4 protein-coding genes are annotated in these 12,069 nt (G+C 76.5%); all 4 read left to right on the forward strand.

Annotated elements, in window-relative coordinates; genetic code table 11:
* Positions 1 to 133: 133 nt before the first annotated feature.
* The gene (locus ACWCPN_RS17230; protein WP_451206632.1) at positions 134 to 5,149 is read left to right on the forward strand and encodes an FtsK/SpoIIIE domain-containing protein; all 5,016 of its coding nucleotides are present in this window, start codon (positions 134 to 136) and stop codon (positions 5,147 to 5,149) included.
* Positions 5,146 to 7,143 carry a metallophosphoesterase family protein gene (locus tag ACWCPN_RS17235; RefSeq protein WP_451206635.1) on the forward strand — a complete coding sequence of 666 codons (1,998 nt, stop codon included), beginning with the start codon at positions 5,146 to 5,148 and terminating at the stop codon, positions 7,141 to 7,143. The genes ACWCPN_RS17230 and ACWCPN_RS17235 overlap by 4 nt, the downstream gene beginning before the upstream one ends.
* A gap of 16 nt (positions 7,144 to 7,159) precedes the next feature.
* Positions 7,160 to 11,602 (forward strand): FtsK/SpoIIIE domain-containing protein, encoded by a 4,443-nt coding sequence (locus ACWCPN_RS17240; RefSeq protein ID WP_451206638.1) that lies wholly within the window; start codon positions 7,160 to 7,162, stop codon positions 11,600 to 11,602.
* Between the two features lie 206 nt (positions 11,603 to 11,808).
* Complete coding sequence (locus ACWCPN_RS17245) at positions 11,809 to 11,979, forward strand: hypothetical protein (protein ID WP_199212496.1); 171 nt, start codon at positions 11,809 to 11,811, stop codon at positions 11,977 to 11,979.
* Positions 11,980 to 12,069: the final 90 nt, after the last annotated feature.

A 12,069-nucleotide genomic window follows, 5' to 3' on the forward strand; every position in this document is an offset into this window, starting at 1 on the left:
CCCCCGGCCCCGTCAGCGTCACCGTTCCGCCGGCTCCCGAGGATGTGCCATGCCACGCTCCACGCCCTCATTACCCCGGACGCGACACGCGTACGGTCCCGGACCGGGCGCGCACACGGCCGACCACCTGCTGGTGCGCTCCGACCCGGCGGGCGCGCGGCTGCTGGCGGGGGCCCTGCGGTCGCTCGCGGCCACCGGTCCGCTGCTGCCGAGGCTGAGCGCCGTCTGGCTCTCGGACGACGAGATCATCGCCGAGCTGGCCGCCGCGCCGGGCGCGCCGCCGCCGCTCCACCCGTGGCGGACGAGCGGTGACTCGCGCCGGTGGTTCCTCGGCAGGGAGAGCGCGGAAGCCCGGGACGACGCCGGTCCGGCGGCCCGGACCGTCCCCTTCCCGCACCTGGTGACCGTCGGCACCACCGAGGGACTGCGGCTGCTGCTCAACCTCGACGCGGGCACCGGTCTCGGTGCCGTGACCGGCCCGCCCGCGGCGCGCGGCGCGCTCATCGCGGCCATGGCCGCCGAACTGGCGACGACGCCGTGGTCGGAAGGGGTCCGGATCACCTGCGTGGGAGGCGCGCACGATCTCGCCGCCCGCCACCCCGACCGCGTCGAGACACTGCCCGGCATCGGTGCCCTCCTGGAGTCGATGCCCGCGGGAGCGGAACCCGCACCGGTGCTCACCGGCTGGGCACCGCGCCCCGCGCACCCCGCCACCCCGAGCCGGGTCGTCCTCGTCGCCACCGAGCCGTCGCGCGCCGAGGCCCTGGGGCTCGCCCGGCTCGCCGCCCGGGCCGGGCGGACGGGCCCGCGCCTCCTCGTCGCCACGGCCGACGAGGAGCTGCCCGGCGCCGGTTACGCCGTCCGGATCGCCGAGGACGGCCGGATCTCCGTCCCCCTGCTGGGGGTGGGGGAGCCGCCGGGAACGGCGCCGCCGGCCCGGACCCGCACCCCTCCGGCCGCCCCGGCACGACGGCCCCCCTCGTGGACGGCGGTCCGGCCCGCCCCGGTCCCGCCGTACCCGGGGGCACCGGAGGCCCGGTGGAGGTTCACCGTCGTCATGCCGGACGGGTCCGAGCTGGACATGGACCTGCGCGCCGACGGCGCGGCCCCCGTCCGGACCGTCGGCGACCGGCTCGGCCCGCACCGGGTTCCCGGCCTGTACACGAGCGAGGGGGAACCGCTGGCGCCGGACACACCGCTCGCCCTCACCCCCCTTCGCGACGGCTGCCGGATCTTCGCAGGCGCCCCGCCCGAGGGCGCGGCCCCGGTCCCGGACGGCGGGCTGCGGCTGACCCCGGAGGGCTTCGCGCGCTTCCGCGACCGCTACGTCCACCCGGACGCCGGAGGGTCCCTGGTCTTCGACCGTTGGCGCGCGGGGAGCGGGGCCGCCGAGCAGCCGCCGGAAGGTCCGGTCGGCCCGGTCGGCCCGGTCGGTCCGGCGCGGTCGCTGGGCCGCTTCGCGCAGCAGGCCTACGCGACCCTGAAGGGCGGCGAGCCGCCCCAGCCGGGCGAGACGAGGTCCCGCCATCCCGACTCCTTCGAACTCCCCGGCGAGATCTTCGGATCGCCCAGCCTCCTGTGGGAACGGGGCCCGGACCACCCGGACCGCCTCGTGCTCCGCGTCGGCCGGGGCGCGGGCGGCCCGCTCACCCTCTCCCTGCCGGACAGCGGGCATCTCGGCATCGCGGCCGGTCGTGACGTGGCCCGCCGGCTGGCCGGATGGCTCGTGGCCCAGATCGTGCTGCTGCACCCGCCCTCCGACGTCGCCGTCCGGGTGCTCACCGACGACTCGGGGCAGGACTTCTGGCACTTCGCCCGCTGGCTGCCGCCCGACGCGCTGATGCGGCGCGGCTCCCAGCAGGTGCGGATCAGCCGCGACCCCGCCGCACACGCCAGGCAGCTCGACGAGGCCGCGCTGATCGTCCTCGAACGGCTCCGCACCCCTTCGGGAGCCGCGTCGCTCTGGGGCGCCGCCGAGCTGGTCCTCGTCCTCGACGGTCCGGACGTGCTGCGCGCCGCGCCCTGGGCCACCGAGGTGCTCCGCGAGGGACCGTCCGTCGGCGTGCACGTGATCTGCCTCGCCGCACAGGAGCGGCGCCTCCCCGCGCTGTGCCGGACCCGCCTGGTCTCCGACGGCGAGGGGCTGTGGATCGGACAGCGCGGCCGGGACGGCACCCGACCCGGGCAGCGGTGCGTCCCCGACCAGTGGGTACCGGCCCAGCTCGAGGGCGTCGCCCGGCTGCTCGCGCCCCTGCGCGAGGCCCCCGCCGGGCAGCTGGTCCGCCACCGGGCCGCCCGGCTGCTGGACCTGCTCGACCTCGACGACCCGACCGCCGAGCGGATCACCGACCGCTGGCAGAGCACCCCTCGATCCCCGGCGGCGGTGCTCGGCGGTCCGGCCGGCCGCCCCCTCGTCCTGGACCTGCGCGGCGACGGACCGCACGCCCTGGTGGCCGGGATGGTCGGCTCGGGCATGGAGGCCCTGCTGTGCGCCTGGCTGACCTCGCTGGCCGTGGCGAACCGCCCCGACGAGCTGAACCTGCTCCTCGTCCACCACGACGCCGGGGAGGCCTTCGTCCCCGCCGCCCGGCTGCCGCACACCGTGGGGGTGCACACCGCGCTCGACCCCTGTGCCGCGGCCCGCGGCCTGACCGCCCTCACCGCCGAACTCGGCCGCAGACAAAGGCTGGTGAAGGAGGCCGGGGCCCGCGACTTCGAGCAGTACACGGTGATCCGGGCCACCGACGCGGCAGAGCTGCCCGCCCTGCCCCGGCTGGTGCTCGTCGTCTGCGACCTCGCCCGGCTCCGCGAGAACTGCCCCGAGTTCGTCACCGGACTGCTGGACGCCGTGCGGCGCGCCCCGGAGCTGGGCGTGCACGTGGTCCTCGCCACCCGCCGCCCCGCCGACGCGGTGGACCAGGACGTGCTCGGCTTCGCCCCCCTGCGGGTCGTCCTGCGCGTCGCCGACCCCGCCGACAGCGAACTGCTGCTCGGCACCCCGGCCGCCGCCCGGCTGGACCCGGCCCCGCACGGACTGGCCTTCGTCCGCCGCGCCTCCGGCGAGCCGGAACTCGTACGCCGGGCGACCCTCGACGGACGGCCCGCGGAGGCGTCCGCCCGGCGAGAACCGTCCGGCACCGTCCGGCTGCGGCTCACGGACTGGACGGGCGCCCCCCGGCAGCGCGCCCGGCGGACTCCCGCCGGCGCCGGCGGCGACGCGCTCGCCGGCCTCGTCGACGCCGTCGTGGAGGCGGCGGGCACGCTGGACGACCTGCCCGCGTCCCACGTCCCCTGGCCACCCCCGTTGCCCCCGTCGGTCCGGCTGCGGGAGACCGCCGCCGGCCCGGGCCCCCTGTGCCCCGTCCGGCCCCGGCCCGGAGCCCGCACCCCGGTCGTCTTCGGGCTGCGCGACGCGCCCGGCGCGCAGGGGTTCCAGCAGGCGGCCTGGGACCTCGACGCGGACGGACCGCTGCTCGTCTCAGGTGACGCGGGCAGTGGCCGCACGCAGCTCCTGCTCACCCTCGCCGTGGCCGTCGCCGAGCAGTACAGCGTGCGGGACGTGCACCTGTACGCCGTCGACTGCGGTTCGGGCGCCCTCGGTGCCCTGACCGACCTGCCGCACTGCGGGGCCGTGGTCACCCCGGACGAGACGGACCGGATGCGCCGGCTGCTCGACAAGCTCGTCAACACCGTGCGCGGCCGCCAGGAGCTCATCACCCGGTCGGGCCTGCGGAGCCTGCACGGACACCGGCAGGAACGCCGCGCGGGGGAGGGGCCGCCGTACCTGGTGCTGCTGGTGGACGGCTGGCAGGAGTTCCGCGACCGGGCCCGCCGCGACGGCGACGAGGGGCGCGTCCGGGACCTGGTGAACCTGCTCCAGGACACCCGGACCGGGATCTGTCCCGTCGTCACCGGCGGTCAGGAGGTACTGGACCTGCGCGGGGAACTGGACCGGGCCACCACCCTCGTCCTCGGCCGGGCCGGGCTCGACGGGCGGCCGCCGCCCGGGTCCGGCCCCGGCCGGGCCCGGTACGCGGACACCGGCGCCGAGGCGCAGATCGCGCTGCCCGACCGCATAGGGGAGACGGTGCGTGAGACCCGGCGGCGCGACGCCGGCGTGCCCCTGGAGCGCAAGCCGTTCCGGATCGGCAGCAGCGCGCTGGCCGCGGACCGGTTCTCGCTGGGCCCGGCGGGCCGCCCGGTGGGCCGGGAGGACGTGTTCGCCTGGCTGGACCGCAACTACCGGGACGACGCGTGCGTCGCGCTGCTGGGGCCGCGCCGCGCCGGCAAGTCGTGGATCGTCAAGGAGCTGCAGGAACGCATGCGGTCCGACGGACTCGGCAACGTGCAGCAGGTGGTGACCCTGTCCAACCGGGAGAGCCCCGGATCCCGGGACGACCTGGCCGTCCGCCTCATGCCCGCACTGGCCACGTCCGCCCGGCCCGCCGACGCGCTGATGGACCTGGCCGAGGCGGGCAGCGGCTCCTCCCGGCTGGTCCTGCTGCTCGACGAGGTCGGGCGGCTCACCCGCTACACCCCGGCGGCCGTCTCCTGGCTGCGCGATCTCGGGCAGGCCGGCGCCTGGCTCGTCTACTGCGGCACCTTCAAGGACTGGAACGACACCCGGCGGCACGCGCTCAGCGAGCCGGGCTCCAGCTTCAGCAACGACGTCAACCGGTTCCCGCTCGGCCCGCTGGCCGAGCCGGACGCGCGCGAGTTCCTGACCGGCACCGCGGAGAACGAGGGACTGCTGATCCCGCCCGTCACCGCCGACCGCATCCTCCGGGACGTCGGGCCCTGGCCCTTCTACCTCCAGGTGGTGGGCGACGCCCTCGTGCGCGCGGCGCGCGCCGGGAACACCCGGGCCCTCGACGACGGCCGCGAACTCAGGGCGCTCATCGAGCGGGAACTCCTCGTCGAGAAGGCCGACGTCTTCCGCTCCCGGTGGAGCGAGATCGGCCCGGCGGCCCGGGCGGCCCTGCTGGACGCGCGCGGCGGCCCGCCCAAGAACCCCAACGCGACACAGGGCGGACAACTGCGCGACGTGGGGCTGCTGCTGTCCCAGAACAAGTGGCTGCCCGATCCGCCCTTCTTCGACTGGATCCAGTACGCGTCCCAGGAACTGCACGACGAGGAGCAGCACCGATGAGCCACTTCCGGCCGAGCCGGTCGTACGACCCGAACCTCGACATCAGGTTCCGCGGGACGCACGTGCCGCAGTGGGCGCGCCCGCTGGTGGACCGGCACGAACCCAACGACGCGTGCTGGCTGGTGGTCATGCCCCGGCGGTCCGGCAAGAGCTGGCTCGCCGGCGCCGTGCGGCGCGCCCGGCCCGAGGGACGCACCCGGCTGGTCGACGTGCGCCAGGAGAACGACGTCCGCAGGGCGGGGCTGACCTGCCTGACCGGCGCCAAGGCCCTCCGTCCGCAGCTCGGCGGCGCGGACATGGTGCTCGTCGACGAACCGGCCCTCGGTCCGGCGGCCGGACCGGCCAGGGACCCGGCCACCCTGGCCGCCGGACTCGGACGGCTGCGTGAGCAGGGCGTCGTCCCCGTCGTGTTCGCCACGCCGGCCGAACACGAGCTGCTCGTCCCGCATCTCGGCGCGGACGCCCCCAAGGACGTCCTGTCCTGCCCGCCGGTGACCGACGAGGAGGCCGCGTGCATGGCGGCCCGCGCCCCCGACTGGGCACCCGCGGTCGTGGACCTGCTGCGGGCCGAGCGGCCCGGCTGGCTGCTCACCCCCTTCCTGCTCGAACTGGCCCTGCAGACCGCCGAGTTGGAACCGGACCTGCGCACGGACCCGGCGGCGCTGTCCCGCCGGGCCGGCGAGGAGGCCGCCTTTCCGCACCTCTACATCGAGCAGTGGTTCCACAACGGACTGTCCGCCGGTCACCGGGCCGCCCTGCGGCGCGAACGCTGGCGCGGCGCCGGACACTCCGTCGGCTCCGACGCCCGCGACGCGCAGACCATGAAACTGCTGGCCCCGGTGGCCGGGGACCCCGTGCTGGCCCACCACCTGCCCGAGGTGCTGCGCGTCCACCACGTGTCCGACCTCCACTTCGGCGGGGCGCACCGCACCAACGTCGACCAGAAGGACCGGACCCAGGTGGGCAGCGCCCTCGCCCGGCTCACCGGCGACGGCAGCCCGCTCGGCGGCTATCTGGAGCACGTGCGGCAGCTCGCCGAGCAGAACAGGGCGCCGCACCTCGTCATCGTCTCCGGCGACCTGGTCGACCGCCCGGTGGCGGAGAACGGGCGCGAGGCCCTGGCCTGGCTGGAGCGGCTGGCCCCGCTGCTCGCCGACCACCCCGACCTGCGCGCCGACGACCCGCGCGTCCTGCTCGTGGGCGGCAACCACGACGTCTCCTGGGACCGCTGCCTCGACGAACGGCCCGGCGCCCGGCACGAGTGGTTCGCGGAGACCTTCCGCGCCTACCCGCACCCCGACCTGGACCGGGCGGAGCACACCGCCCGCCGCCTCTACGTGCGCTACGCGGACGCGTGTCTGCGGGTCGCGCTGCTGGGCTCCGCCGAGTCCGGCGGCGAGCCGGCCCGCAACGAGGACCGCGACCGGGTACGGGAACTCGTCGCGGAGCTGGCACGGTCCGACGACGGCGCCCGGGTGGGCGAGCTGATGGCGAGGCTGGAGCGGTACGACCCCGGCGTGGTGGCGCACCCCGTGCTCGGCCGGCTCAAGAGGGAGCCCGGCTGCGTCAACCTCGCCGTCGTCCACCACCCGCTCTCCCCGGTGCCCGCCGTCGAAGTGGCGCCGTACGCCGGTGTCGTGAACGCCGGCCAGGCCAAGGCGGCGCTCGCCGACGCCCACACGGCACTGGTGCTCCACGGGCACACGCACCTCGCCTTCCTCGCCTCGGAACGGCTGATCGACCCGGACGGGGCCCGCCCCTGGACGACCCGTGTCGCCGGCGCGCCCGCGCTGGCCAGCGTCCACTCCAACGAGGAGAACGGCTACAACGAGGTCTGCGTGGCCCGCGAGGGCGAAGACCACTCCCTGGCCGTGCGCACCGTGCGCTGGCGCAACGGCCAGTGGAAACCGGGCCAGGCCATCGCCTTCCGTCCGGGAGCCGCCGACGAGTGCGCGCTCGCCGAGCTGGCCGCCGACCGCCACACGCGGAGCTGAGGAGGAAGGGCCCGCCGTGCGTCTCACCCTCACGGCCGTCGACCCCCGCGACGGGAGAACGGCGGACGTCGTCCTCGACGCCGACCCCGGCACACCGGTGCGCGAGGTCGCCCGCGCGCTGGAACGCCGGCTCACCGGGAAGCCCGGCGAGGAGCCGCCGCCCCTGTACGCCGACGGACTGCCCCTCGACGCCGGCGCCGCGCTCGGGCGGTGCGCGCTGCGCGAGGGGGCCGTCGTCAGCCTGCACACCCCCGCCGGCTGCCCGCCGCGCGAGGTCACCGGCATCGTGGAACTGCGCGTCGCCGGTGGCCCGGACGCCGGGCCCGTGCACCGGCTCGGTCTCGGCCGCACCGACGTCGGCCGGGGCCCGGCCGCCCACGTCCGCGTCGACGACCCCGCGCTCGCCGAGCACGCCCTGACCCTCACCGTCGCCCCGGACGGCCGGTGCACGGTACGCGCGTCCGGCGCCCGGCGGATCTCCCTGGACGGAGTGCCGCTGACGGCACGAGCCGACAGCGAGCAGGACGGGGACGGCACGGTGCGCGCGGGCTGGCCGCTCGGCTCACAGCTCGCCGTCGGCGGCTCACTGCTCGAACTGGACGCCTGCGAACCGCCGGACGTCACCCCGCGCCCGTCCGAGGACGGCACCTGCCTGGACTTCGAGCGCCCCCGGCGGCCCTCCCCGCCCGCCGAGGGCCCCCTCGGTGTCCCGCCGTACCGGTCCGGCGGCGAGTCCGTGCGGGACGCGTACCGGTCGCGGGCCCTGTACCTCGCGGCGGCGGTGGCGGGTCTCCTCGCCACGGTCGTCCTGCTGGCCGCGACCGGCCGCTGGTACGCCGCTCTGCTCGCCGTGCAGTGCCCGCTCTGCGTCTGGATCGCGGTGCGCGCCCATCGCAGGCTGCGGGGCCACGAGCACGCCGCGGCCCTGGCCCGGGAGGCCGCCGAGAGCTTCAGACTGCGCGGGCTGCGCGGAGCCGCCCCCAATCCCGGGGCCGTCCTCTCGCTGGCCACCGGCCCCGGATCCCGGCTGTGGGAGCGCCGGCCCGGCGATCTTGACCATCTGTCGGTGCGCCTGGGCACGAGGCCGGACGACGACACCCCCGTCGTGCTGCCGCTGGCGGAACTCGGCGTGCTCGGCGTCGCCGGGCCGGACGAGTCCGCCCGGGCGCTCGGGCGCTGGGCGGTGGCCCAGATCGCCGTGCTGCACAGCCCGCTCGACGTGTCGCTGTACGTCCTGACGTCCAAGGGCGCACGGGAGTCCTGGGACTGGCTGCGCTGGCTGCCCCATCTGCGTCCGGCCGGCGGCGACGCCACCGTCGCCCTCGGCATGGACGCCGAGACCGTCGGGGCACGCATCGGGGAACTCCTGCGGCTGCTCTCCGAGCGGAGCGGCGAGGCCGGCGGCGCCGACGCGCGGCCGGACGTCGTGGTCGTCTGCGACGGCTCCCGGCGGCTGCGCTCGCTGCCCGGCATGGTGCAGCTGCTGCGCGAGGGCCCCGCCGCGGGCATCCACCTGCTGTGCCTGGACGACGAGGAGCGGTTCCTGCCCGCCGAGTGCCGGGCGGTCGTCGTCGCCGAACTCCCCGGCAGTCAGGGTCCCTCCGGTTCCTGGCGCGCCTTCGGGCCGGGGGCCGGCGGTGAGCCGGACACCGGGACCCGGCCGGACGACCCGACCCGGCCGGAGGCCCGGCGGGGGCCCGCAGAACGGCCGGGTCCGCTGCTGCGGGTCGAGGCCGGCGGGGAGCGGATGCGGGACGTGCGGCCCGACTTCGTCTCCGCCCGCTGGTGCGCGGTGCTGGCCCGCTCCCTGGCACCCCTGCGGGACGCGAGCGGCGGCACCGACTCCGCGACGCTGCCCGCCCGTTCCCGGCTCCTCGACGTCCTCGCGCTCGAACCGCCGGACGGGCGGGAGATCGCGGAGCGCTGGACGGCGCGCGGCCCGTCGACGTTCGCCGCCATCGGCGAGACCTACGACGGGCCCTTCGGCATCGATCTCCGGCGCGACGGGCCGCACGCCCTCATCGCGGGCACCTCCGGCTCCGGGAAGTCCGAACTGCTGCGGACGATCATCGCCTCGCTCGCCGTGGCCAACTCCCCCGAGCACCTGACCTTCGTGCTCGTCGACTACGGGGGCGGCGCGTCCTTCCAGGACTGCGCCCGGCTTCCGCACACGGTCGGCACGGTCACCGACCTCGACCCGTACCTCGTGCAGCGGGTGCTGGACTCGTTCGCCGCCGAGCTGCGACGCCGGGAACAGCTGCTGGCGGCCCTGGACGCGAAGAACATCGACGACTACCACCACCTGCTGCGGCGGACCCCCGGCGAGCCCCTGCCCCGGCTGGTCGTCGTCATCGACGAGATCGCCGCGATGGCACGCGAGCTGCCGGACTTCATCTCCGGGGTGATCAACGTGGCGCAGCGCGGCAGGTCCCTCGGCGTCCACCTGATCCTCGCCACCCAGCGGCCCAGCGGTGCCGTCTCGGCGGAGATCCGGGCCAACACCAATCTCCGTATCGCGCTGCGCGTCACCGACGGCGGTGAGTCCCAGGACATCGTCGACTCGCCCGAGGCCGCCACGATCCCGAGGTCCGTGCCGGGGCGCGGCTACGCGCGGCTCGGCCACGCCTCGCTCATCCCGTTCCAGGCGGGCCGCGTCGCGGGCCCCCGCCACGGTGCCGCGGCCTCGGCCCGGCGCGCGCCCTGGACGGCCTCGCTGACCTGGTCCGAGCTGGGACGGCCCGCCCCGGCGCGGCCGGCCCCGGCGCCGGACCCGGACGCGCCGGTCACCACCGACTTCGACGCCCTGGTCGACGCCGTCCGCGAGGCCCATGCGGCGCTCGGTGTCCCGCCCCAGCACAGCCCGTGGCTCCCGCCGCTGCCCGGAGTCCTCACGCTCGACGAGGCCGGCGCCCCGGTGGACGGGGAGTCCGGGGACCTGCCCGCGGTGGCGTTCGCCGTCGAGGACCGGCCCGCGGAGCAGCGCCGCCGGCCGGTCCGTGTCGACCTCGCGCACTTCGGCCATCTGCTGGTCGCGGGCGCCCCGCGGACCGGCCGCACCCAGGCACTGCGCACGGTCGCCGGGGCGCTGGCCCGCGCCCACTCCTGTGCCGACGTGCACCTCTACGGAATCGACTGCGGGCACAACGGACTCGCCGCGCTGGCCGGGCTGCCGCACTGCGGGGCCCTGGTGTCCCGCCGGGAGAGCGAGCGCGTCGCCCGGCTGCTGTCCCGGCTGACGGACGAACTCGACCGGCGTCAGGACGCCATGGCCCGGTCGGACCTCGCCGACATCACCGCGCAGCGCGGCCGCGCGGAACCGGCCGGCCGGTGGCCGCACCTGGTGGTCCTGCTGGACGGCTGGGAGGGCTGGCTGCCCGTCCTCGGCGAGTACGACCAAGGCCGGCTGACGGACGAGCTGTTCCGGCTGCTGCGGGAGGGCGCCCCGGCCGGCCTCCACCTGGTCGTCAGCGGTGACCGGCAACTGCTGTCCGGCCGGATCTCCTCACTGACCGAGGAGCGGTACGCGCTGCGGCTGCCCGACCGGTCCGACTACGCCCTGCTCGGCATCCGGCCGGGCGCCGTGCCGGAGGATCTGCCCGCGGGCCGCGCCGTACGCGCGGGAAGCGGGACGGAGACGCAGTTCGCCCTGCTGACCGGCGATCCGTCGGCCCGGGCCCAGACCGAGGCGCTGGCCGCCGTCGCCGTGTCGGCGGCCGCCCGCGACGCGGCCGTGCCGGACGGACGGCGCCCGTTCCGCGTCGACGCGCTGCCCGGCCGCATCGGCTTCGAGGAGGCGTGGCGGCTGCGCGACCCGGATGCCTCCCGGTCCCCGCTGTGGGCACTGGCCGGTGTCGGGGGGGACGAGCTCACCGCGTACGGTCCGGATCTCGCCCAGGGCGTACCGGCGTTCGTCGTCGCCGGGCCGCCCGGATCGGGCCGTTCGACCGCGCTGCTGAACATGGCCCGCTCGTGTCTGCGCCAGGGCGCTCGCCTGGTCGTGGCGGCGCCGCGTCCGTCGCCCCTGCGGGAGCTGGCGGGGCGGGAGGGTGTGGTCGCGGTCTTCACGGACGGAGACATCGGCGCGGAGGAGTTCGACCGTGCCGTGGCTCCCGCCTCCGACGAGCGGCCGACCGTGGTGGTCATGGACGACGCCGAGGTCCTCGACGGCTGTGCAGCCGAGACCTCCCTGAAGCGCCTGATCCGGCACGGCGCCGAGCAGGGGCTCGCACTCGTCCTCGGTGGCGCCGAGGAGGAGGTCTGCGCGGGCTTCTCCGGCTGGCAGGTGGATGCGAAGAAGGCGCGGCGCGGGCTGCTCCTGTCACCTCAGGCTTCCTTGTCGGGGGAGCTCATCGGCCACCGGGTCGGCCGGAGCGCGGTCGGATACCCGGTGCAGCCGTGCCGGGGGCTGCTGCACCTCGGCGACGGCAGGCTGCTGTCCGTGCTGGTCCCGTCGGACTGAGCCGCCGCGGAGCGGCATTCCCGCGACCGGCGGCGGCCGCCCGGCCGGTGAACCACCGTACGGAACAAGGGCGTCGGGCTGGTCGAGGGGGCCGGCGAGGATGGCCATTTGTCGTGCTCCCGGCGGGCGGCCATCTTTCGCAACCCGATCGATTGGGTAACCATGACAGGGGACGGGTGTGCTGTCGTCAAAAAGGGGGACGAGCCGTGGATCTGTCGGCAGCCGATGTCGAGACCGAGTTGGTGGATCTCTCGGAAGTGCCGTTGGCGGCAGTCGGCTCCCTTGCGTCCGCGGGTCTGACCATGGAGGCCCGGCGACTGCTCGCGCTCGTCGACAACCCGCCCACGCTGGGGAATTCGTCGAGCGCCGACTGCTAGGTCGTGTCCGCAAAGTCACGCCTGCGTCGCGGCGCCCGGCACGCACTCTCGCCGCACCGGCCGGAAGCCCGAGTACACCCGGTACGAGGG

The sequence above is a fragment of the Streptomyces sp. NPDC002386 genome, from assembly GCF_053593175.1.

Excerpts from the sequence above, each read along its gene's own strand:
- ACWCPN_RS17235 (WP_451206635.1), top strand. The coding sequence starts at position 5,146 with ATGAGCCACTTCCGGCCGAGCCGGTCGTACGACCCGAACCTCGACATC.